22 protein-coding genes and 1 pseudogene are annotated in these 20,865 nt (G+C 71.5%); 4 read left to right on the top strand and 19 right to left on the bottom strand.

The features are described 5' to 3' along the window. Positions 1 to 6: 6 nt before the first annotated feature. The 5 genes and pseudogenes from FB563_RS25270 to FB563_RS25250 form a co-directional block, all read right to left on the bottom strand. Positions 7 to 705 (bottom strand): 2'-5' RNA ligase family protein, encoded by a 699-nt coding sequence (locus FB563_RS25270; protein WP_244329033.1) that lies wholly within the window; start codon positions 703 to 705, stop codon positions 7 to 9. A gap of 124 nt (positions 706 to 829) precedes the next feature. Continuing rightward, positions 830 to 1,289 (bottom strand): annotated as a pseudogene (locus FB563_RS25265) (PALP domain-containing protein); the annotation flags it as partial. A gap of 52 nt (positions 1,290 to 1,341) precedes the next feature. Then, a complete protein-coding gene (locus FB563_RS25260) occupies positions 1,342 to 2,925 on the bottom strand; it encodes a TROVE domain-containing protein (protein WP_055707867.1) in 1,584 nt (527 codons plus the stop codon). Between the two features lie 517 nt (positions 2,926 to 3,442). Continuing rightward, positions 3,443 to 4,888, bottom strand: a complete 1,446-nt coding sequence (locus FB563_RS25255; RefSeq protein ID WP_055707865.1) for an alkaline phosphatase PhoX — start codon at positions 4,886 to 4,888, stop codon at positions 3,443 to 3,445. A 164-nt stretch (positions 4,889 to 5,052) separates the two neighbouring features. After that, positions 5,053 to 6,480 (bottom strand): hypothetical protein, encoded by a 1,428-nt coding sequence (locus FB563_RS25250; RefSeq protein WP_055707864.1) that lies wholly within the window; start codon positions 6,478 to 6,480, stop codon positions 5,053 to 5,055. A 265-nt stretch (positions 6,481 to 6,745) separates the two neighbouring features. Between FB563_RS25250 and FB563_RS25245 the strand changes: the two genes are divergently transcribed. Next, the gene (locus tag FB563_RS25245) at positions 6,746 to 8,572 is read left to right on the top strand and encodes an endonuclease/exonuclease/phosphatase family protein (protein WP_055707863.1); all 1,827 of its coding nucleotides are present in this window, start codon (positions 6,746 to 6,748) and stop codon (positions 8,570 to 8,572) included. 8 nt (positions 8,573 to 8,580) lie between these two features. Here FB563_RS25245 and FB563_RS25240 read toward each other — a convergent pair whose 3' ends face one another. The 5 genes from FB563_RS25240 to FB563_RS43075 form a co-directional block, all read right to left on the bottom strand. Continuing rightward, the gene (locus FB563_RS25240) at positions 8,581 to 9,318 is read right to left on the bottom strand and encodes an SRPBCC family protein (RefSeq protein WP_055707862.1); all 738 of its coding nucleotides are present in this window, start codon (positions 9,316 to 9,318) and stop codon (positions 8,581 to 8,583) included. A 14-nt stretch (positions 9,319 to 9,332) separates the two neighbouring features. Continuing rightward, the gene (locus FB563_RS25235; protein WP_055707861.1) at positions 9,333 to 9,944 is read right to left on the bottom strand and encodes an ArsR/SmtB family transcription factor; all 612 of its coding nucleotides are present in this window, start codon (positions 9,942 to 9,944) and stop codon (positions 9,333 to 9,335) included. Positions 9,945 to 10,046: 102 nt separating this feature from the next. Then, a complete protein-coding gene (locus FB563_RS25230; RefSeq protein WP_055707860.1) occupies positions 10,047 to 10,592 on the bottom strand; it encodes a DUF3618 domain-containing protein in 546 nt (181 codons plus the stop codon). Positions 10,593 to 11,011: 419 nt separating this feature from the next. Beyond that, positions 11,012 to 11,707, bottom strand: coding sequence for a hypothetical protein (locus FB563_RS25225; RefSeq protein WP_055707859.1), 696 nt, complete (start codon positions 11,705 to 11,707; stop codon positions 11,012 to 11,014). After that, a complete protein-coding gene (locus FB563_RS43075) occupies positions 11,704 to 11,859 on the bottom strand; it encodes a hypothetical protein (RefSeq protein ID WP_167528511.1) in 156 nt (51 codons plus the stop codon). The genes FB563_RS25225 and FB563_RS43075 overlap by 4 nt, the downstream gene beginning before the upstream one ends. 167 nt (positions 11,860 to 12,026) lie before the next feature. Between FB563_RS43075 and dapA the strand changes: the two genes are divergently transcribed. Both dapA and FB563_RS25215 read left to right on the top strand, forming a co-directional pair. Then, entirely contained in the window at positions 12,027 to 12,947 is a 921-nt protein-coding gene (gene dapA, locus FB563_RS25220) for a 4-hydroxy-tetrahydrodipicolinate synthase (RefSeq protein ID WP_079048917.1), read from the top strand. 145 nt (positions 12,948 to 13,092) lie between these two features. Next, entirely contained in the window at positions 13,093 to 13,596 is a 504-nt protein-coding gene (locus FB563_RS25215; RefSeq protein ID WP_199832902.1) for an HAD domain-containing protein, read from the top strand. Between the two features lie 51 nt (positions 13,597 to 13,647). On the opposite strand, the gene dapD is transcribed toward FB563_RS25215, so the two are convergent. The 3 genes from dapD to FB563_RS25200 form a co-directional block, all read right to left on the bottom strand. Beyond that, positions 13,648 to 14,634: a 2,3,4,5-tetrahydropyridine-2,6-dicarboxylate N-succinyltransferase gene (gene dapD / locus FB563_RS25210; protein WP_055707858.1), complete on the bottom strand. Its 987-nt coding sequence runs from the start codon at positions 14,632 to 14,634 to the stop codon at positions 13,648 to 13,650. A gap of 64 nt (positions 14,635 to 14,698) precedes the next feature. Continuing rightward, positions 14,699 to 15,235, bottom strand: coding sequence for a TetR/AcrR family transcriptional regulator (locus FB563_RS25205; protein ID WP_055707857.1), 537 nt, complete (start codon positions 15,233 to 15,235; stop codon positions 14,699 to 14,701). After that, positions 15,235 to 15,558: a DMT family transporter gene (locus FB563_RS25200; RefSeq protein ID WP_055707856.1), complete on the bottom strand. Its 324-nt coding sequence runs from the start codon at positions 15,556 to 15,558 to the stop codon at positions 15,235 to 15,237. The genes FB563_RS25205 and FB563_RS25200 overlap by 1 nt, the downstream gene beginning before the upstream one ends. A 116-nt stretch (positions 15,559 to 15,674) precedes the next feature. Here FB563_RS25200 and FB563_RS25195 point away from each other — a divergent pair, with 116 nt between their 5' ends. Next, a complete protein-coding gene (locus tag FB563_RS25195) occupies positions 15,675 to 16,466 on the top strand; it encodes an AbfB domain-containing protein (protein ID WP_055707855.1) in 792 nt (263 codons plus the stop codon). A 56-nt stretch (positions 16,467 to 16,522) separates the two neighbouring features. On the opposite strand, the gene FB563_RS25190 is transcribed toward FB563_RS25195, so the two are convergent. From FB563_RS25190 to sufD, 6 genes are read right to left on the bottom strand one after another with little or no spacing between them, the layout of a single operon-like run. After that, a complete protein-coding gene (locus FB563_RS25190; protein WP_055707854.1) occupies positions 16,523 to 16,855 on the bottom strand; it encodes a metal-sulfur cluster assembly factor in 333 nt (110 codons plus the stop codon). Further along, on the bottom strand, positions 16,852 to 17,316 hold the full coding sequence (gene sufU / locus FB563_RS25185; RefSeq protein ID WP_055707853.1) for a Fe-S cluster assembly sulfur transfer protein SufU: 465 nt from the start codon (positions 17,314 to 17,316) through the stop codon (positions 16,852 to 16,854). Before sufU ends, FB563_RS25190 begins: the two co-directional genes overlap by 4 nt. Before the next feature lie 18 nt (positions 17,317 to 17,334). After that, the gene (locus tag FB563_RS25180; protein WP_055707852.1) at positions 17,335 to 18,591 is read right to left on the bottom strand and encodes a cysteine desulfurase; all 1,257 of its coding nucleotides are present in this window, start codon (positions 18,589 to 18,591) and stop codon (positions 17,335 to 17,337) included. After that, positions 18,588 to 19,352, bottom strand: coding sequence for a Fe-S cluster assembly ATPase SufC (sufC, locus tag FB563_RS25175; protein WP_055707851.1), 765 nt, complete (start codon positions 19,350 to 19,352; stop codon positions 18,588 to 18,590). The genes FB563_RS25180 and sufC overlap by 4 nt, the downstream gene beginning before the upstream one ends. Before the next feature lie 7 nt (positions 19,353 to 19,359). Then, positions 19,360 to 19,677 (bottom strand): non-heme iron oxygenase ferredoxin subunit, encoded by a 318-nt coding sequence (locus FB563_RS25170; protein WP_055707850.1) that lies wholly within the window; start codon positions 19,675 to 19,677, stop codon positions 19,360 to 19,362. Beyond that, positions 19,674 to 20,858 (bottom strand): Fe-S cluster assembly protein SufD, encoded by a 1,185-nt coding sequence (gene sufD, locus FB563_RS25165; protein WP_055707849.1) that lies wholly within the window; start codon positions 20,856 to 20,858, stop codon positions 19,674 to 19,676. Before sufD ends, FB563_RS25170 begins: the two co-directional genes overlap by 4 nt. Positions 20,859 to 20,865 lie beyond the last annotated feature (7 nt).

Genomic DNA, 20,865 nt, shown 5'->3' with positions numbered 1-20,865 from the left:
GCCCGCTCAGTGCCGTTCCGGTGGCTCGTACCCGCCGGTAGCCGGATCCGGCCCGAGGTGGTGGCGTACGGCGCCGGTGCCCAGGCCGATCGTGGCGCGCGTCCGCATGGGGCCGTCGCCGCGGCGGGAGAGCACCACGATCTCGGCGACGCGTGCGTGCAGCACGCCGAGCCGGGCGGCGCATTCGGCCGCGAGGACGCGCGGGGCACGGGTGCGGCCGAGCGAGAGGTGCGGGGTGAAGGTGGGGAAGCGGTCCGTGCAGGACGGGAAGGGCTCCGCCAGCACGCTCCGGAGCCGCGTCCAGGGCGCGGCGCCGGCCGCGGCGGGGTCGAGCCACACGGTGGAGTAGGACCGGTGGCGGAAGAAACGGACGCCGTGGAGGCGGATGTCGAAGGGCGCGCACTCGGCGGCCGCGGCGGCCAGCGGCGGGAGCGCCGCCGGGAAGTCCTCCTCCGGTACGAAGCCGAAGATCAGGTTCACATGGGGCGGCCAGCGGCGGATCTGCGGGTCGTGCTCTGCACGGATGCCTTGGATGGCGGGCCACAGCTCGGCCGGGGGCAGCCAGGCCACCGCGGTCCGGGGGGTGGGGGCCGACTCGGCGCGGCCGGAGGCGGCCGCCGGACGGGGTTCCTCGGCCGGGCGGGACGCGGCGGGGGACGCCGGGGGGCGGGGCGCCGGGGCCGAGGGCGTCGAGGGGCGGGGCACACCGCCATCATGGCTCCGCCCGCCGACGGCCGCCGCCCCGGAACTCCGGCGCATGACCGAGCAGGCCTCTCACGGCCTGCGCGGAAGCCACCGCGGACACCTGCTGCGGACCGCCGTTGCCGTCGGAGCAGGCACGGCGGGCGTTCAGCGCCGGCCGGCCGCCCAGGCGGGCGTGGAGCACGGTGGAGACCGCGCCGGTCCCACCGCGCCCGACAAGACCGATGAGCCCGGCCATCGACTTTCCCTCGTCCGGATGCCGTACGTCCCCGTGGCGGCGGGCTTGGCCGACGCGCCGATGCCGATCACCCGGCGCCGCCGTCCGCCCGTCTCCTCGATCGCCCGTAATCCGGCGACCAGGCCCGCCTGCGCGGACCCGTCACCGAGCAGATGATCACCTTGTCGACGAAGACGCCCAACTCCTCATCCCGCTGGGCGACCTCGTGGGCCCGGCGCGCGAAGCCGAGGCCGCCGAGCGAGTGGTCGGAGGCGCCGGCCGGGATGGCGTACGGCTTGCCGCCCGCCGCCTCGACGTCTCGCAGCGCCTGCTCCCAGCTCTCCCTGACGCCGATCCCGAACCCGGCCCGCGCCGGCCCCAGCCGGGATTGCCCAGCGCCGTACCGACACCGCTCCGGCAACTCAGGCAAGCCACGGCCAACGGCTGTCGCGACCACTCTCCAGCAGGGGAACCATGCGAAAGGCGGCATCCGAAAGGCCGGCGAATACATGCCGGTTCCCGCTTCCCGACGGGCCGTGGCCCGCCCGGTAGCCCTCCAGGTTCCAGGTGTAGACCGGCACATGGGCCGGGATCTGGGCGGTCGGGTCGCCGTGCCGGTTCGGGGCGTACTGCTCGTCGGTGACGATCAGCACCCGGTCGTGCTTCCTGTAGTGCCGGCGCACCGCGTCGGTGGTGTCGGTGCCGCCCAGGTTGCCGAAGCGCTCCAGGATCCTCAGCACCGACTCGCCCTTGCGGAACGTGATCTTGTTGCTGGTCGTACCGAACTCCACGAGGTCGGCGTCGGCCGCCCGCAGCGCGAGTGCGGTGCCGAAGATCGCCGCCGCGTCGGCCCGGGTGAGCTCCGAGCGGTCCCGGGACTGCGCCCAGAACATCGAGCCCGACCGGTCGACCAGGACCAGCGTCCGGCCCGGCAGCGCGGGCACGTTGGCCAGCGAGTGACCGAGCGCCTGCTCCAGCGGGTACGACCAGCGCAGCGACGGCGCGTGCCGGTAGGCGGCGAGGTAGCGGAAGGGGAACTGCCGCGAGCGCGCGACCTGCTCCGGGTCGCTGATCTTCGCCGCCACCCGGGCCGCGACCTCGTCGGACACCCCGGCCTCGTCGAAGTTGCGCAGGTTGCGCACCAGCGCCATGGCGCCCATGGACGGGATCACGGCCTCCCAGGCCGCCTTGTCCATGGGGCCCTGGAGCCAGCCGGCCAGCGCCTCCCAGGTGAGGCCGGCCGCCGCGAGCCGCTCGGCGCCGCCGGGCGAGGCGACGACCGCCCGCCGCTCCGGCACCGGCAGTGCCATCAGCTCGCGGTGCGCGGTGAGCACGGGCAGGGACGCGGGCGGCACGGCGGTGTCCGGGCGGTGCCGGCGGTCGAGCGCGTACCGGAACAGCTCGCCCTGCCACGGCTTGTCCGGGTCCGGTGCCGCGTGCACCAGGTTCAGGATGTCGCCGAAGCGGTAGCCCTTGGACGCGGTGTCGTACTTCAGCAGCGACTTGACGTGGTACAGCCGTCGTATGGCGTCGGCGACCCCGCGCTTGACGGGCTTGGGCAGGGCACGGCCGTACGTCGACGTCCAGTACGCCAGCAACTCGCCCGGCTCGTCCGGGCGCTGGAGTACACGGTCCACGACCTGCCGGTTCGACGGGCCGCCGGTCGCGCCGGCCGTGAGACGCGCCTGCACGTACTCCGCGGCGCCCACGAGCGACGCCGTCCGCATGTGTCCCTCACCGCGCAGCCAGCCGAGCAGGCCGGCCGTCCACTCCGGGTCGCTGACGGCGAGGTCGCGCACGAGCCGGGCGAACCGGTCGTCGCGGTCGGTGCCGGACTCGTAGAAGGTGTTCTGCGTGACGAGGTTGGAGACGGCGAGCAGGAAGAGCTCGGAGCGCGCGTCCCGCTCGTGGCCCCGGCCGCCCTCGTGGGTGAGCAGGGTGCGGCCGGTGGTGGTGACCGGCGAGACCGGCTGTGCCTTGGCGGCACGCGTGTTGAATCGCGCCATGGTGAATTCCCCCGAATTCATTGCGGTTTCGGAGGGAGGCGCAGCAAATGGAGGGTGTCCGAGGACAGGGGTCGGCGACGGACTTTAGCCAGATGCTCTTCCGCTTGAGCTACATCGACCTGGGGTCGATGACGGGAGTCGAACCCGTACCCGTCCGGTCCGATGAAGTAACCGCTGCCTGCGCACCGGACACCCACCATGAGCTGCGCCTCCCGAGATCAGATCGGCTGCGGCTGTTTTTCATTCCATGAAAGGGAAGTAGCCGCTGCCTTCGCACCGGGAGGTGCGTGAGGTCTTACGTGTCCAGAGATCGAGGTCGGCGGAACCGACGTGTGGTGCTCTCACCCCTGAGCTACACCGGCCTGTGGTACCGGTGGCGGGACTCGAACCCGCGGCCTCCCCGTTATCAGCGGAAGTAGGTCCTGCCTGTCGCACCTGGACGAGGATCACTCTAGGAGGGGAGCCGCGGGACGGGCGAGCGAATTAATTCCGGGGCCGGCAGGGCACGCAGCTTCTTCTATCGCCGCTGCCGCTTCCACGGCCCCGTGATCGCCAGCATGATGCCGGGCGTCTGGATGTTGGCGAACAGGGTCCGGCCGTCGGGGGAGAAGGTGACGCCGGTGAACTCGCTGTACCCCGGCTCCGCTTCGGTACCGATGTTCAGTTCGTTGCGGGCGATGGGGTAGGTGCGGCCGCTCTCGGTGGCGCCGAACAGGTGCTGGACGCCCTCGCCGTCCTCGGCGATGACCAGGCCGCCGTACGGGGAGACGGTGATGTTGTCCGGGCCGTCGAAGGCGCCGTCCGTGCCCGGGTCCGGGTTCACGCCGAGCACGACCTTCAGCGTCAGCGTGCGCCGCCGCGGGTCGTAGAACCAGACCTGGCCGTCGTGCCGGCCCGGGCTCTCCTCGCGGGCGTAGGAGGAGACGATGTAGGCCCCGCCGTCGCCCCACCACATGCCCTCCAGCTTGCGGGCGCGGGTGACCTGGCCGTCGGTGAACTGCTTGCGGACCGGGACCGTCCGGGCGTCGCGGTCGGGGACGTCGATCCAGTCGACGCCGTAGACCGTGCCGATCCTCGTGGCGCGGGACAGGTCGTCCACGAACCTTCCACCGGAGTCGAAGCACTTGAAGGCCTGGAGCACCCCGGCGTCCTCGGCGAGGGTGCGCAGTCGGCCGCGGCCGTGGCGGAAGCCCTCCGGCGGGGTCCAGCGGTAGAGCAGGCCGTTGGGGCCGGCCGCGTCCTCGGTCAGGTAGAGGTGGCCGCGCCCGGGATCGACGACGACGGCCTCGTGGGCGTAACGGCCGAGGGCCTTGACGGGCCGGGGGTCGCGGTTGGCCCGACGGTCCTCGGGGTCGACCTCGAAGACATAGCCGTGGTCCTTGGTCATGCCGTTCTGGCCGGCCTTGTCCTCGGTCTCCTCGCAGGTCAGCCAGGTACCCCAGGGCGTGCTGCCGCCCGCGCAGTTGGTGGAGGTGCCGGCGATGCCGACCCACTCGGCGACCTGGTCGCGGCGCACCTCGACCACCGTGCAGCCACCGGAGGCGGCGGGGTCGTAGACCAGGCCCTCGGTGAGCGGCACGGGATACGTCCAGTTGGCGCGGGGGCCCTTCAGCTCGTGGTTGTTGACCAGGAGCGTGGCGCCGCGGGGGCCCTCGAAGGCGGCGGTGCCGTCGTGGTTGGACGGGGTGAACTCGCCGGACTCCAGCCTGGTCCTGCCGCTGTGGGTGACGATCCGGTAGCTGAAGCCCGCGGGCAGGGCCAGGATGCCGTTCGGATCGGGGACCAACGGGCCGTAGCCCACGCCGTGGTGGCCACCGTGCGCCGGCTCCGCCTCGCCGCTGTCGATGTCGGTCGCGGCCAGAGCGTTCGGCGCGGTGGCGAGCGCGCCGACGCTGCCCGTCAGGGCGACCCCGGCGCCGGTGATCGCGGATTTTCCGGCGAAGTCCCTGCGAGTGAGCGACATGGTGTGTCTCCTGAGACGGTGGGAGTGCCGTGGAGGGTGGCGGACCTCGGTTCGGCGCACACGCTCCCGCCACACCCTGAACGCGAGTTGAACGCCGGGCTACTTCGGGAGCCCTTGTTCAAGAATCCGTATGCTCCGGCCCATGACCGTCTCAAGGAGTCGGGTCAGGCCCCGTGCTGCGAGCGCGCCTTGAACGCGGCCTTGCGCGCCTCCTTCGCCACCTTCTTGTCCGGATGCAGCCGCCCCATCGCCTCCAGTACGTCGGCGGTGGCCGGATGCTCCACCCGCCAGGCCGCGGAGAAGAACCCGCTGTGCTGCGCGGCCAGCCCCTCCACCAGCGCCTGCAGCTCCTCGGAGTTGCCCTCGGCCGCCAGCTGCGCGGCCACCGTGTCGACGGTCAGCCAGAACACCAGCTCCTCGGACGGCGCCGGCACCCCCACCGCGCCCCGTTCGCTGAGCCACACCCGGGCCAGACCGCCCAGTTCCGGATCGTCCAGCACCTCCCGCAGCGCCGGCTCGGCCTCCGCGCCGATCAGGGACAGGGCCTGCTGGCAGCGCAGCCGGCGCAGCGGGGCGCCCGCGTCCGCGCCCCGGGCCGCCGCGAGCAACTCCCGTGCCGCGGCGAGCGGTTCGCGTCGGGCGAGCCACTGCTCGGTCTCGGCCTGCGCCGCCGCCTGCCCGAACGCGGCCGTGCCGTCCAGCAGCGCGTCCGCGCCCTTGTCGGCGAGTTCACCGACGGCCGGCGCCTGGAGCCCGGCCTCCAGCAGCCGCGCCCGCAGCCCGTACGCGCCGAGCGGGGTGAGCCGGACCATGCCGTACCGGGTGACGTCGGTGTCGTCCGGCGCCGCCGCGGGCTCCTCCTCGGCGTCGGCCATCAACGCCTCGTCGACCGGCTGGTACTCCACGAGCCCGACCGGCTCCAGTACCCGGAACTGGTCGTCGAGCCGCATCATCGCGTCGGAGACCTGCTCCAGGACGTCGTTGGTGGGCTCGCCCATGCCGTCGGGGACGATCATCGAGGCGGCGAGGGCGGGCAGCGGGACCGGGCCCCCGCCCGGGCCGTCCTCACTCACCGTCAGCAGGTAGAGGTTGCCGAGGACGCCGTCCAGGAACTCCGCCTCGGCCTCGGGGTCCCAGTCGAGTGACGAGAAATCGATCTCGCCGCCCTCGTCCAGGGCGTCGACCAGATCGTCCAGGTCGGGGACGCTCGCGTCGGCGATGACGGTCTCCAGCGCGGCGAGCCACACGGCCAGCACATCGGCCGGGGCACCCCCGGTGAGCAGGTTCAGCTCCTCGCCGGCCCGGACCGTCCCGGCCTCCTCGTCCACGATCTCGACCAGTCCGGCGTCCACGGCGACCCGCCAGGCCTCGCTCGCGTACGCGGCGGCGTCCTCGCCGCTCAGTCCGAGTAGTTCGGCGGCGGCGGGAAGCTGCTCCTCGACCAGTCCGCCGCCGGCGTCCACGCGGGTGTCGGGCCCGGCCCAGCGGGCGAGGCGGGCGGCGCGGGAGAGCAGCGGAGTGGACAGCGCGGCGTGTGCCAGCTCCGCTTCGGGGCGCAGCCGTACGGGCGGCAGGGGCGAGCTGTCTGACATCGGCTGGTTCTCCTCGGACCGTGAACGGGCTCAACCGCTCAGCCTAGACGGATTTCCACCCATGCCGCCCGGTTCATCTCCCCGTCGGCCGCCGTACATGGCCGAAACCTTGACAACTCCCGTCGTCAGGCAGGAGATTGACGCGCGTAGAAGTTGGGGGGACAACTGTTCACTCGGCTCTACGCGTGTCACAGAGGGCTACGAGTCCTCCACGCTCCCGTACCACCCTCGTCCCGGCGCATCGTCACGTCCCCGGAGGGAACCCTTGCCGAGCAGGTCTTCCGCGCGCCTCGCCGCGCTCACCGTCGCCGCCGTCTGCAGCGCGGCGTCCGCCGTCGTCCTCACCTCTCCCGCGCACGCCGACTCGGTGCGCATCCACGACATTCAGGGCACCACCCGAATATCGCCGTTCGCGGGCCAGAAGGTGACGGACGTGCCCGGCATCGTCACGGCCACGCGCACGTACGGCTCCTCCAGAGGCTTCTGGATCCAGGATCCGAACCCGGACGACAACCCGGCCACCAGCGAGGGCGTCTTCGTCTTCACCAGCTCCGCCCCGAAGGTCGCGGTCGGCGACTCGGTGACGGTGACCGGCACGGTCTCCGAGTACGTCCCCGGCGGCGCCTCCTCCGGCAACCAGTCGGTCACGGAGATCACCAAACCGACGGTCACCTCCGTCTCCACCGGCAACCCGGTCCCGGCGCCGGTCGTGATCGACGAGGACTCGGTGCCGGACGCGTACGCACCGGCGGGCGACACCGCGGCCGCGGGCTCGATCAACGGCCTGACCCTGGACCCGTCGACGTACGCCCTGGACTACTACGAGTCCCTGGAGGGCATGAACGTCCAGGTCGAGGACACCCGCGTGGTCGGCCGCACCGACCCCTACAGCGAACTGTGGGTCACGGTGAAGCCGTGGGAACACGCGAACCGCCGCGGCGGCACGGTCTACGGCTCCTACGACTCGCAGAACACCGGCCGGCTGCAGATCCAGTCGCTGGGCGCGACCGCCGACTTCCCGAAGGCGAACGTCGGCGACACCCTCTCCGGCACGACGACCGGCCCCCTGGACTTCAACCAGTTCGGCGGCTACACCCTCGTCGCGAGCAAGCTCGGCACACTGCAGGGCGGTGGCCTGGAGCGCGAGACCACGCGGAAGCAGTCGAGCCGCGAGCTGGCGGTGGCGACGTACAACGTCGAGAACCTCGACCCCTCCGACGCCACCTTCGACGAGCACGCCGCCGCGATCGTGAACAACCTCCAGTCGCCGGACATCGTGTCCCTGGAGGAGATCCAGGACAACAACGGCGCCAAGGACGACGGAACGGTCGACGCGAGCGAGACCGTCGGCAAACTGATCGACGCGATCGTCGCGGCGGGCGGCCCGAAGTACGACTGGCGCTCGATCAACCCGGTCAACGACCAGGACGGCGGCGAGCCGGGCGGCAACATCCGCCAGGTGTTCCTGTTCAACCCCGAGCGGGTGTCCTTCGTGGACCGCGCGGGCGGCGACTCCACCACCGCGGTCGGCGTCACCAAGGAGGACGGCAAGGCCGAACTGACGGTCTCCCCCGGCCGGATCGACCCGGCGAACGCCGCCTGGAAGGACAGCCGCAAGCCGCTGGCCGGCCAGTTCGTCTTCCGCGGCAAGACCGTCTTCGTGATCGCCAACCACCTGGTCTCCAAGGGCGGCGACCAGGGCCTGACCTCGCAGTACCAGCCGCCGACCCGCAGCTCGGAGATCCAGCGCCACGCGCAGGCCACCGCGGTGAACGCGTTCGTCAAGGACATCCTGAAGGTCCAGAGGAACGCGGACGTCATCGCGCTCGGCGACATGAACGACTTCGAGTTCTCCGACACCGCGAAGATCCTCGAGGGTGACGGCGAGCTGTGGTCGGCGATCAAGTCGCTGCCGAGGAGCGAGCGTTACACCTACGACTACCAGGGCAACGAGCAGGTCCTGGACCAGATCCTGATCAGCCCGGCGATCCGGCGCGGCTGCGACTTCGAGTACGACAGCGTGCACATCAACGCGGAGTTCAACGACCAGATCAGCGACCACGACCCGCAGGTGCTGCGCTTCCGCCCGTGACCGCCTGCTCAGGACCGGCTGAACACCCCGTTCAGCCAGTCCTGCCAGGCGCTCTCGTTCGCCTCGGCGTCGGCGTCCGGCGCGAAGTCGTGGATGCTGATGCCGAGCGGGGCGCCCCAGTGGCCGCGCCCGAAGAAGCGGATGAGGGCGTCGTCGGTGCGCAGCCCGATGAAGTACGGGTTGCGGTAGTCGAGCACGGCGTCCAGGGTCCGCCCGCCGGGGCCCCGCACGGCGACCTTGGTACCCGCGGCCGCGTCGTCGGCGAGTCCGAGGGCGCGGCCGACGGTGGCGAGCCCCTCCGTGGTCCGCGAGGCCGCGGGCCCGTCCAGCTGGGCGAAGGTGACCGGGCGGGGTGCGAAGTGCGTCAAGTACTCGCACAGGGTGTGCAGATAGAAGTTGGTGTGCTTGCTGGCCCCGTCGTACTGGTTGTTCCAGTCGTCGGTGAAGATGCCGCTGTGCACGTACCGCACCCAGGCGCGGCGGCCCTCGTCACGGGGCTCGATGGTGTAGTCGAGCTGGTTGGCCGACTGCACCGGGAAGCCGACGTCCTCGCTGCGGTTGGTGTAGCGGTGGGGCGGATCCCAGGCGGTGACGGTGGACCCGAAGGGCCCCTTTCCCCCCTCCCGGGGCTCGGGCGGATCCATCGGCCACAGAAAGCCCCCGGTACCCGTGGTGATCGCCTCCCACACCTTCTCGGGCGGGACGTCGACCTCGAACTCGCGGACGATCTCGAATTCCTTGGACATGGCGGGGCTCCTGCTCACTGTTCCAGTGCGGGGGTGGGCTGCTGGTCCTTGACCGTGGGGTGGAGGGCCACGACGATCCGGTGGTCGCGGCCGTCCTCGGCGCCGGGGGCGTCGTACTTGCGGATCAGCGCGCTCACGCCCGCCGTCAGCTCCTGCACGAAGGCCGCGCGATCGGCGGCGGAGGCGAAGCGCACCTGGCCGTCCAGGGCATAGGTCGCCAGCCGTTTCCTTGCCCTCGCGGCACCGCTGATCAGCGCACCGACGTCCCGCACCAGGCGGGCGCCGAGCGCGAGCAGCCAACGCGCCGAGAGCTGGTCGCGGAAGCGGTCCGGGTCCGGCTGCACGGCGGCCAGCGCGAGCGGCGAGATGACGTACGACGCCGCCGTGGCCCGCATCAGCCGCTCGGTGACATTGCCCTTGCGGCGCTCTCCGGCCAGCTCGACCAGGCCGTGCCGCTCCAGCGCCTTGAGGTGGTAGTTCACCTTCTGCCGGGGCAGTCCGACCTTGCCGGCCAGCATCGCCGCCGACGCGGGCTCGGCGGCCAGCTCGGCGAGCAGCCGGGCCCGGATGGGGTCCAGCGACACGGCCGCCGCCTCGGGGTCCTCGATCACGGTCACGTCCAGCATGCGTCCACCCTCGCACCGAAAACTTTTTTTGTCCAGACGGACATAGTTTTCGGTGCGAGGGCGGGACCACCAGGCCGCTCGGCCCTGATGCTGCCGGGCCGCTCAGCCCTGATGCTGCCGACGCCAGGCGATGCCGGCGGCGACCGCGGCCGCCCCCAGCAGACCCACGGCGATGACCGGCCCCGGATGGCGCAGCGCAGCGCGCAGAGGCTGCGGAACACTGCCCTGAGCGCCGTGGCCCGCACGCCCGGCCCGGCCCTGCGCCATATGGCCGGCCCGCGCGACCCGCCCCTGCACCGCGTGCCCCGCCTGCGCGGCCTTGCCCTGCACCATGTGCCCCGCCTGCGCGGCCTTCCCCTGCACCATGTGCCCCGCCTGGGCCGCCCTGCCCTGCATGACGTGCCCGGCCTTGGCGGCCCGGTGCTGCATGCCGTGGCCGGCCTGGGCGGCGCTCACGCGCAGCTGTACGGACATGGCACCGGCCTTGTCCCTCAGGTCGGCGGCCCGCACCCGGGCCCGCCCCTTGACGTCCGCCTTGCCGACCAACTGGGCGACCGTGTCGCCGAGTTGGTGCCTGGCGTGCTCGATCTGCTGCCGCAGCTCGTCGGGCCCCTTGGCGCCCGAACCGTGCGGGATCCTGTGCCTCATCGATATGCCCTTTCCCTGATCGCGTCGACCACCGAGCGCCTGCCCCGAAGGGAGGCCGCGCACGGCGGCGAGGGGCGTGGCGGATGGTGTCCGCCGCAGCGGCCGGCGACAACACGCAGTGCCCCGCACAAGACAGTGCTTGCCGGACCGAGGACGGGCACCACCCGGCGCGGCACCGACTCACACACCACCGTAGGCGCGACACCAGCCACAACGCACCCGCACGGGCTGCCGCAGGCATCGCGCGGAACCCGTCGCAGGCACCCACAGGCACCCACAGGCACCCACACGGAGCGCACGACCCGCGACGGGCACCCGTGCACCCGGACCCACGCGAGGGCCGCCGCGGGCATCCGCGCCCACGACCCACCCGCCGGCCGCCGAAGCCACGGGTACCCGGCCCGAAGACGGCCATTCCGTCAGCCCTGCTGCGCTCCCCCGCTCCCCCGCTCGCCCAGCCGCGCGAGTTGGCTCTGGAACCAGTCGAGGCGCGCCTGCAACAGCGCCGCCTCGGCAACGAGTTCGGGCACGCCCAACTCCCCGTCGTGCGCCAACCCGGCGGACGGCACCGCCGTACCACCACCCCCCGCCACGACCCGCAGCCCCTCCCCGGCCAGCCGGGCGAAGCCGGCGAGCGAGACGGACGTACGGCCGCGCACACAGCCGGCGCAGACGGGGCCGAGAACCCGCCAGCCCGGCCTGCCCCAGCCGGCGTCGGCGAGCGCGACGGCGGCGGCGCCGCAGGCACACGGCCCGGCGGTGGCCGCACGCACCCGCTGCCGGGCATAACGGAAACCCCGCTCGAACCTGATGTAGGCGCCGAGCACGGAGACCTCCAGCAGCAGGGCGGTCCGATGCTCGGTGGTGCACAACAGGGCCTCGGCGGCACTGCGCTCGTGCACGCAGTGGAACCCGCAGTCACACAGCCGCGCCGGCGGCCGGTGCCGCCGCCCGTAGACACACGCGGCGTCGTCGAGCACGGCATACGGCAGCGCGCCGCCGAGCGACACTCCGGTGAACCCCGCCCGGGTGCCGTCCTGGGACAGCACCGGGTGGGCGATCTTGTATCCGGTCGGCGGCTCCGCAGGGCGTTCCGCCGGGAGCCGCAGTCTCATCGGGCGGCCGGAACCTCTTCGCGGGCCGGCTCGGCCGGTTCGACGCGGGCGGTCTCCTCGGGAACCGTGGCCCGCTCCTCGCGGACGGCCTCTTCGCCGACGAGCGGCCGCTCCTCGGCGACTCCGGTAGCCAGTGCCTTGCCGAGCTTCATGGTGCCTCCCATGACGGACGTCGGTGACCCTCCGGCCATAGTGACCCATGAGGGGCCGAGTTGGACACAGGGCCTGCGGCCGCCACCCACACACATCAGCAACGCTTAGCGATGCCACTTAGGAGAATTAAGTAGAGCTTCACCACCGGCCTGCCGAGACTACTCGTATGACGCCCACACGCACCACCTCCCGCCCCCGCACCACCTCCCGCCCCTTCGGCCGCACCCTCTGCGCGATGATCACGCCGTTCACCGGGGAGGGCGCCCTCGACCTGCACGGCGCCCGCGAGCTGGCCGCGCGGCTGGTGGCCGAGGGCTGCGACGGCCTGGTGCTGAACGGCACCACGGGCGAGTCGCCCACCACCACGGACACGGAGAAGGCGCGGCTGGTCACGGCCGTACGGGAGGCGGTCGGCGACCGGGTGTCCCTGGTCGCGGGGGTGGGCACGCCCGACACCGGCCACACCGTCGAGCTGGCCCTGGCGGCCGAGAAGGCGGGTGCCGACGGCGTGCTGGTGGTGACGCCGTACTACAGCCGGCCCCCGCAGGAGGCCGTGGAGGCGCACTTCCGCGCGGTCGCCGACGCGAGCGGGCTGCCCGTGATGCTCTACGACATCCCGGGCCGCACCGGCACCAGGATCCGGCCGGAGACGATGATCCGCCTCGCCGCACACCCGCGGATCGTGGCCGTCAAGGACTGCTCCTACGACTTCCTCGGCACCCAGAAGGTGCTGGCCCGTACGGACCTGGCGTACTACGCGGGCTGCGACGAGCACGTACTGGCGCTGTACGCGGTCGGCGCGGCGGGCTGTGTGAGCACCGTCGCGAACGCCGCTCCCGGCCCGATCGCCGCGATCCTCGACGCCTTCGACGCCGGCGACACCGCTCTGGCGACCGAACTCCAGCTGCGGGCCACGCCGTTGATCGAGGCGATGATGGACGCGGGCCTGCCCGGCACGGTCACCGCCAAGGCCCTGCTCGCCCGGCTCGGCCTGCCCGCGGGCCCGGTCCGCGCGCCGCTGCTGCCCACCTCCCGGGAGACGGCCGACGGCCTGCTGGCGCGCTACGAGGAGCTCATGGCGCCCTGATCACTCGTGGTGATCCCGTCAGCCACGCACGCTGCCGCGGCCACTTCGGCGGCCGGCGGCTCGCGCCCGCAAGGTGTCCTCCGGCGCTCCCACCCGGAGCAGAACTCCGAGGACCGGCCTGCCTCCCCTGCCGTACGGTGTCCCCGTGAGCCGCCCCCTGCTGTTCCTGGACGTCGACGGTCCCCTCAATCCGTATGCGGCCCAGCCGGAACGCCGGCCCGCGGGCTATACGACGATCCGGGTGCCCGAGTTCTCCCGGCGTCCGCTGCGGGTGTGGCTCAACCCGGAGCACGGCCTGGTTCTGCTCGGGCTCGGCTACGAGCTGGTCTGGGCGACGAGCTGGATGGCCGAGGCCAACGTCTGGATCGCCCCGGCCGTCGGGTTGCCCGAGCTGCCGTACGTCGACTTCGGCGCCGGCCTGTTCGCCGAGCGGCCGGACGGCGTGCACTGGAAGACCGAGGCGGTCGTGGCCTACGCCGGGGGCCGCCCGTTCGCATGGGTGGACGACGAGCAGAGCGCGCAGGACACCGCGTACGTGGCCGCCCGCCATCCCGCCCCGGCCCTGCTCCAGCACGTGAACCCGAGGATCGGCCTGCGCGAGCCGGACTTCGCGGCGCTGCGGGAGTTCGCCGGGGCCCGGTCCGCATGACACAGCGCCCTCCGCCAGGCACGGCGGAGGGCGCCGACGCGCCACGGTGGGTCAGTTGTGGCTGTGCAGGATGTCGTTCAGGCCGCCCCAGACCGCGTTGTTCGGGCGGGCCTCGACCGTGCCGGTGACCGAGTTGCGGCGGAAGAGGATGTTGGAGGCGCCGTTCAGCTCGCGGGCCTTGACGATCTGGCCGTCGGGCATGGTGATCCGGGTGCCCGCGGTGATGTAGAGGCCGGCCTCGACCACGCACTCGTCGCCGAGGGCGATGCCGACGCCCGCCTCGGCGCCGATCAGGCACCGCTCGCCGATGGAGATGACCACGTTGCCGCCGCCGGACAGGGTGCCCATGGTGGAGGCGCCGCCGCCGATGTCGGAGCCGTTGCCGACCACGACGCCCGCGGAGATCCGGCCCTCGACCATGGAGGTCCCGAGCGTGCCGGCGTTGAAGTTGACGAAGCCCTCGTGCATGACCGTGGTGCCCTCGGCGAGGTGGGCGCCGAGGCGGACCCGGTCGGCGTCGGCGATGCGGACGCCCTTCGGGGCCACGTAGTCCGTCATGCGCGGGAACTTGTCGATCGAGGTGACCTGGAGGTGCAGGCCCTCCGCGCGGGCGTTGAGGCGCACCTTCTCGATGTCGTCCACGGCGACCGGGCCGAGCGAGGTCCAGGCGACGTTCGCGAGGTGGCCGAAGATGCCGTCCAGGCTCTGGCCGTGCGGCTTGACCAGGCGGTGCGAGAGCAGGTGCAGGCGCAGGTAGACGTCGTGCGCGTCGATCGGCTTCTCGTCCAGCGAGGCGATGACCGTACGGACCGCGACCACCTCGACACCCCGGCGGGCGTCCGGGCCGGTCGCCGCGGTGGCGCCGCCGCCCAGCAGCTCGGCCGCCTGCTCGGCGGAGAGCCGCTCGGTGCCGGCCGGGCCCGGCGCCTCGACCAGCTCGGGGGCCGGGAACCAGGTGTCGAGAACGGTGCCGTCGGAGGCGATGGTGGCGAGGCCGGCGGCGACGGCGCCGGTGGTGCGGGAAGCAGAGTCGGTCATGGAAGAAAACCTAACGTGGGCGGGGTGGTCAGGGCGAACCGCGTCTCACGTGCCGGGCGCCGCTTCAGGGGATCACCCGAGCCAGCACGGCACGGGCGTACCCCTCGTCGTAGGAACCGCCCGTCAGCAGTACCTGGAGACAGATTCCGTCCAGCAGGGCCACCAGCGCCCGCGCCGTCACCGGGTCCACCCGTGCGGCCAGCCGCTGGGCCGTCTCCTCGGCCCACTGGGCGGCCACCGGACGCAGGGCGGGGCGGCGCAGGGCCGCGAGATACAGCTCGTACTCCAGCTCCACGCCCGGCCGCTCGCGTCCCAGCCATTCGCCGAGGACACGGGCGAGACCGGCCGCGAGGTCGCCGTCGGCGTCCGCCAGGACCCCGCTCGCGTCGAGGACCTGCGCGAATCCCTCGTTGGCCTGGCAGAGGGCGGCCACCAGCAGGTCGTCGAGGGTGGCGAAGTGGTAGGTCGTGGAGCCGAGTGGGACGTCCGCCTCGGCGGCGACCGTACGGTGGCTCAGTCCGGCGATGCCGTCCCGGCCGGCCACACGGAGCGCCGCGTCGATGATCCGCTGGCGTCGCTCCGGGTCATAGCGCCTGGGCATCAGTGACTCGCCCCGCCGAGGTTCAGCACCACCACTCCGCCGATGATCAGCAGAATTCCGGCGACCTTGGGCAGGCTCAGCCCCTCGCCGAACAGAAGCAGACCGAGGACGGCGATGGTCGCGGTGCCCACGCCGGACCAGATCGCATACGCCGTGCCGATCTGCACGCTCTTCAGCGTCTGGGCGAGCAGCGCGAAGGAGACGACGTAGCCCAGAGCCGTCACGAGCGAGGGCCAGAGCCGGCTGAAACCCTCGCTGTACTTCATCGCCGTCGTCGCGGCGACCTCGGCGGCGATGGCGCCGGCGAGCGTCAGGTATCCCATGTGTACGAGCGTACACAACGGATGCGTACGGTCGTACACACGCCCGGGCCACAAGAAAGTTTCACTTTCACAGAAGCCGCTCACCGGGCACCCTCCGGCCACTAATGTGCGGGCTCATGCCCGACCACACCCCCCATCCCTGGGAGACCGGCATGACCGCCGACACCTCCCGGCCCCCCGGCACCCGAAGACTCTGGCTGGCCGGCGCGCTGGCGCTCGCGGTCGTCACCGCCTGTGTCGCCGCCTTGGCGACGGACGGGACCCCGCGGACCGCAGCCACGCCGCGGACGTCCGGAGCCCCCACGGACAACGGCCCCGGACTGCTCTCCTTCGCCTCACCGTCGGCGAGTACGGCCGCGCCGCCCGCGGGCGGAACCGCGATGACGTCGGCGACGTCTCGTACCACCGCCGCACGCCCCGCGGAGCCGACTCCGACGCCCAGTCCCTCCAAGTCGGCCCCGGGACACGGGGTTTCGCCGGCCCCGACCACGACGCGGCGGTCGGTGCGTTCCGTGAACTACCCGGACCGCTATTGGCACGTCAGCGGCGACTACGTGAAGCTCGACCCGGTCAATTCGCCCGACGCCCGCCGCGCCGCCACCTTCACCCTGGTCAAGGGCCTTGCCGACGCCCGCTGTTACTCCTTCGCCACGGCCGGCGGCGGCTACCTCCGGCACCGGAACTTCCTGCTCCGCGCCGAACCCGACGACGGCACCGCCCTGTTCCGTCAGGACGCCACCTTCTGCCCGCGCCGGTCGTCCTTCACCGGGGCGACCATGCTGGAGTCGGTCGACTACCCCGGCCGTTTCCTGCGCCACCAGAACTTCCAGCTGAAACTGGACCCGTACCAGAACACCGACCTGTACCGCGCGGACTCGGCGTTCCGGCTGGTGGACGGACTGGACTGAGAACGAAAAAAGCGGCGGCACCCGGTGGGTGCCGCCGCTTCACGCACGCGGTGTGCTCAGACGTTGAACCCGAGCGCCCGAAGCTGCTCGCGGCCGTCGTCCGTGATCTTGTCGGGGCCCCACGGGGGCATCCAGACCCAGTTGATGCGGAGTTCGTTGACGAGGCCGTCCGTGGCGGACTTGGCCTGGTCCTCGATGACGTCCGTCAGCGGACAGGCCGCCGAGGTCAGGGTCATGTCGACGGTCGCGATGTTGGACTCGTCGATGTGGATGCCGTAGATCAGGCCGAGGTTGACGACGTCGATGCCCAGCTCGGGGTCGACCACGTCCATCAGGGCCTCGCGGAGTTCCTCCTCCGAGACCGGCTTCATCTCTGCGGTGTCGGTCATGCGGTCTTCCTTTCGGCGTCGGCACCCAGCGCCTGGGCCGTCGCGTCCTTCCACGCCATCCAGCTCAGGAGGGCGCACTTGACCCGCGCGGGGTACTTGGAGACACCGGCGAACGCGACCGCGTCCTCCAGGACGTCCTCCATCGCGTCGTCCGGCTCGATCCGGCCCTTGGACTGCATCAGCTCCAGGAAGGTCTCCTGGATCTTCTGCGCCTGGGTCAGATCCTTGCCGACCAGCAGTTCGTTGAGGACCGACGCGCTCGCCTGGCTGATGGAGCAGCCCTGGCCCTCGTAACTGACGTCCGCGATCTTCGTGCCGTCGTACTTCACGCGAAGGGTGATCTCGTCGCCGCACGTCGGGTTCACGTGGTGCACCTCGGCGTCGCCATCCCGCAGACCACGCCCGTGGGGGTTCTTGTAGTGGTCCAGGATGACTTCCTGGTACATCGAATCCAGCTTCACGGTTTCAGCTCACGCCTCTCAGCCGAAGAAGTTCCGTACGTGCTCCAGCCCCTCGACCAGTGCGTCGATCTCGGCCGGCGTGGAGTACAGATAGAACGACGCTCGCGTGGTCGCAGGAATTCCGTACCGGAGGCAGACGGGCCGCGCGCAGTGGTGGCCGACGCGGACCGCGATGCCCTGCTCGTCGAGGACCTGGCCCACGTCGTGCGGGTGGATGTCGCCCAGGGTGAAGGAGATCGCGGCGCCGCGGTCCTCGGCCGTGGTCGGGCCGATGATCCTCAGGTCCGGGACCTTCTGCAGACGCTGGACCGCGTACTCGGTCAGCGCGTGCTCGTGGGCGAGGATCTTCTCCATGCCGATCGACTGGAGGTAGTCGATCGCCGCGCCGAGGCCGACCGCCTGCGCGATCGGGGGCGTGCCCGCCTCGAACTTGTGCGGCGCCGGGGCGTAGGTGGACGAGTGCATCGAGACGGTCTCGATCATCTCGCCGCCGCCCAGGAAGGGGGGAAGGTCCTCCAGGAGCTCCTGGCGGCCCCACAAAACGCCGATGCCGGTCGGGCCGCACATCTTGTGACCGGTGAAGGCCACGAAGTCGGCCTGCAGGGCCTGCACGTCCAGCGGCATGTGCGGGGCGGCCTGGGAGGCGTCGACGCAGACCAGCGCGCCGACCTCCTGGGCGCGGCGCACTATCGCCTCGACCGGGTTGACCGTGCCCAGGATGTTCGACACCAGCACGAAGGAGACGATCTTCGTCTTCTCCGTGATGATCTCGTCGATGTTGGAGAGGTCCAGCCGGCCGTCGTCGGTGAGGCCGAACCACTTCAGCTTCGCGCCCGTGCGCTGCGCCAGCAGCTGCCACGGCACGATGTTGGAGTGGTGCTCCATCTCCGTGATGACGATCTCGGTCTCGTGGTCCACGCGGTAGGGCTCGTCGGCCCAGCCCAGCATGTTCGCCACGAGGTTCAGCGACTCGGAGGCGTTCTTGGTGAAGATCACCTCGTCGCGGCTGGGGGCGTTGATGAACTCGGCGACCTTGTCGCGCGCGCCCTCGTACAGCGCCGTGGCCTCCTCGGCGAGCACATGCACACCGCGGTGGACGTTGGCGTTGTGCTGCTCGTAGTACTCGGAGAGCACGTCGAGCACCTGGCGCGGCGTCTGCGAGGTCGCCGCGTTGTCCAGGTACACCAACTTCCTGCCGTCGTGGAGCACCCGGTCCAGGATGGGGAAGTCCTTGCGCAGCGCCTCGGTGTCGAGGAGGCCCGGCAGCTGTGTCACGCGGATGCGCCACCCTTCGTGTATGCCTCGTAGCCCTCGTCCTCCAGCTTGTCGGCGAGCTCGGCGCCACCGGACTCGACGATCCGGCCGCCGGAGAAGACGTGGACGAAGTCGGGCTTGATGTAGCGCAGGATGCGCGTGTAGTGCGTGATCAGCAGGGTGCCGACCTCGCCGGTCCCGCGGACGCGGTTGACGCCCTCGGAGACGATGCGGAGCGCGTCGACGTCCAGGCCGGAGTCGGTCTCGTCCAGGATCGCGACCTTCGGCTTGAGCAGCTCGAGCTGGAGGATCTCGTGGCGCTTCTTCTCACCGCCGGAGAAGCCCTCGTTGACGTTGCGCTCGGCGAAGGAGGGGTCCATGTTGAGGCGCTCCATGGCCTCCTTGACCTCCTTCACCCAGGTGCGCAGCTTGGGGGCCTCGCCGCGGATGGCGGTGGCGGAGGTGCGCAGGAAGTTGGAGACCGAGACGCCGGGGACCTCGACCGGGTACTGCATCGCCAGGAACAGGCCCGCGCGGGCGCGCTCGTCGACGGACATCTGAAGGACGTCCTCGCCGTCGAGCAGCACGGTGCCCTCGGTGATCGTGTACTTCGGGTGACCCGCGAGGGAGTAGGCGAGGGTCGACTTGCCGGAGCCGTTGGGGCCCATGATGGCGTGCGTCTCGCCCTGCTTCACGGTGAGGTCGACGCCCTTGAGGATCTCCTTCGTGGCGTTGTCGGCCTCGACGGTGACGTGCAGGTCTCGGATTTCAAGCGTTGCCATGGGTGCCTCAGGACTCCTGGGTGAGGGAGACGAGAACGTCGTCCCCTTCGATCTTTACGGGGTATACGGGGACGGGGCGCGTGGCCGGGAGGCCGGACGGCTTGCCGGTGCGGAGGTCGAAGGAGGAGCCGTGCAGCCAGCACTCGATCTGGCAGTCCTCCACCTCGCCCTCGGAGAGCGAGACGTTCGCGTGGGAGCAGATGTCGTAGATCGCGAACACCTCGCCCTCGGTCTTGACGACCGAGACCGGCGTGCCGTCGAGTTCCACCCGCTTCGGGGTGTCCTCCTCCAGCTCGCTCAGCCCGCAGGCGCGTACGAAGGTCATGCGACCGAAGCCTCCAGCTCCTCCTCGATCTTGGCGAGCAGGCGCTCCTCGATGTCGGCGACACCGATCTGCTGGACCAGCTCGGCGAAGAAGCCGCGGACCACCAGGCGGCGGGCCTCGTGCTCCGGAATGCCGCGGGCCATCAGGTAGAAGAGCTGCTCGTCGTCGAAGCGGCCGGTCGCGGAGGCGTGTCCGGCGCCGACGATCTCGCCGGTCTCGATCTCCAGGTTCGGCACCGAGTCGACGCGTGCGCCGTCCGTGAGGACCAGGTTGCGGTTCATCTCGTAGGTGTCGGTGCCCTCGGCCTTGGCCTCGATGAGCACGTCGCCGATCCAGACCGCGTGCGCGTCGTCGCCCTGGAGCGCGCCCTTGTAGACGACGTTGGACTTGCAGTGCGGGGTGTTGTGGGTGACCAGCAGGCGGTGCTCCTGGTGCTGCCCGGCATCGGTGAAGTACAGGCCGAACAGCTCGGCCTCGCCGCCGGGGCCGGCGTACTGCACGCGCGGGTGCAGGCGGACCACGTCGCCGCCGAAGGTCACGACCACGGACTTGAAGGAGGCGTCGCGGCCGACCAGCGCGTTGTGCTGGGCGACATGGACGGCCTTGTCGTCCCAGTCCTGGATGGAGACGACGGTCAGCTTGGCGCCGTCACCCAGGACGTAGTCGACGTTGGCGGCGAGCACCGCGTCACCGGTGTGGTCGATGACCACGACGGCCTCGGCGAAGGCGCCCAGCTCGATCACCTGGTGGCCGAAGCGGGTGCCGCCCTGGCCGTGCACGGCGATACGGATCGGCTCGGCGAGGACGGTCTCCTTCGGGACGGTCACGACCGAGGCCTTCTCGAAGGCGGAGTACGCCTGCGCGGCGACCCGGTCCACCGGGGTGCCCGCCTTGCCGAGGCGCGCGTCGTCACGGCCGACGGTCTCGACGGTGACGCCCTCGGGGGCCTGGACGTCGACCTTCACGCCGTCGCCGTTCGCTACGGCGGTGCCGTCGTGCAGCCCGCGCAGGCGCTCCAGCGGGGTGAACCGCCACTCCTCCTCACGGCCGTGCGGGACGGGGAAGTCCGCGACGTCGAAGGACGGGGGCGCGCTCATGCGCGAGACGACGGTCGATTCCGCGGCGACCGCGATCGAGCCGGCGGTCGTGGAACCGACCGGGATGTTCTGGGCCTCAGCCATGGCTGTC

The organism is Streptomyces puniciscabiei (genome assembly GCF_006715785.1).
GTDB classification, from domain to species: Bacteria; Actinomycetota; Actinomycetes; order Streptomycetales; family Streptomycetaceae; genus Streptomyces; species Streptomyces puniciscabiei.
Note: the sequence above shows the minus strand (reverse complement) of the source record. Positions and strands in the feature narration are given on the sequence as shown.

Coding starts and splice junctions, on each gene's coding strand:
- FB563_RS25260 (WP_055707867.1), bottom strand. CDS start 2,925: ATGGCGCGATTCAACACGCGTGCCGCCAAGGCACAGCCGGTCTCGCCG.
- FB563_RS25255 (WP_055707865.1), bottom strand. CDS start 4,888: ATGTCGCTCACTCGCAGGGACTTCGCCGGAAAATCCGCGATCACCGGC.
- FB563_RS25250 (WP_055707864.1), bottom strand. CDS start 6,480: ATGTCAGACAGCTCGCCCCTGCCGCCCGTACGGCTGCGCCCCGAAGCG.
- FB563_RS25240 (WP_055707862.1), bottom strand. CDS start 9,318: ATGTCCAAGGAATTCGAGATCGTCCGCGAGTTCGAGGTCGACGTCCCG.
- FB563_RS25235 (WP_055707861.1), bottom strand. CDS start 9,944: ATGCTGGACGTGACCGTGATCGAGGACCCCGAGGCGGCGGCCGTGTCG.
- FB563_RS25230 (WP_055707860.1), bottom strand. CDS start 10,592: ATGAGGCACAGGATCCCGCACGGTTCGGGCGCCAAGGGGCCCGACGAG.
- FB563_RS25225 (WP_055707859.1), bottom strand. CDS start 11,707: ATGAGACTGCGGCTCCCGGCGGAACGCCCTGCGGAGCCGCCGACCGGA.
- FB563_RS43075 (WP_167528511.1), bottom strand. CDS start 11,859: ATGAAGCTCGGCAAGGCACTGGCTACCGGAGTCGCCGAGGAGCGGCCG.
- dapA (WP_079048917.1), top strand. CDS start 12,027: ATGACGCCCACACGCACCACCTCCCGCCCCCGCACCACCTCCCGCCCC.
- dapD (WP_055707858.1), bottom strand. CDS start 14,634: ATGACCGACTCTGCTTCCCGCACCACCGGCGCCGTCGCCGCCGGCCTC.
- FB563_RS25205 (WP_055707857.1), bottom strand. CDS start 15,235: ATGCCCAGGCGCTATGACCCGGAGCGACGCCAGCGGATCATCGACGCG.
- FB563_RS25200 (WP_055707856.1), bottom strand. CDS start 15,558: ATGGGATACCTGACGCTCGCCGGCGCCATCGCCGCCGAGGTCGCCGCG.
- FB563_RS25195 (WP_055707855.1), top strand. CDS start 15,675: ATGCCCGACCACACCCCCCATCCCTGGGAGACCGGCATGACCGCCGAC.
- FB563_RS25190 (WP_055707854.1), bottom strand. CDS start 16,855: ATGACCGACACCGCAGAGATGAAGCCGGTCTCGGAGGAGGAACTCCGC.
- sufC (WP_055707851.1), bottom strand. CDS start 19,352: ATGGCAACGCTTGAAATCCGAGACCTGCACGTCACCGTCGAGGCCGAC.
- FB563_RS25170 (WP_055707850.1), bottom strand. CDS start 19,677: ATGACCTTCGTACGCGCCTGCGGGCTGAGCGAGCTGGAGGAGGACACC.
- sufD (WP_055707849.1), bottom strand. CDS start 20,858: ATGGCTGAGGCCCAGAACATCCCGGTCGGTTCCACGACCGCCGGCTCG.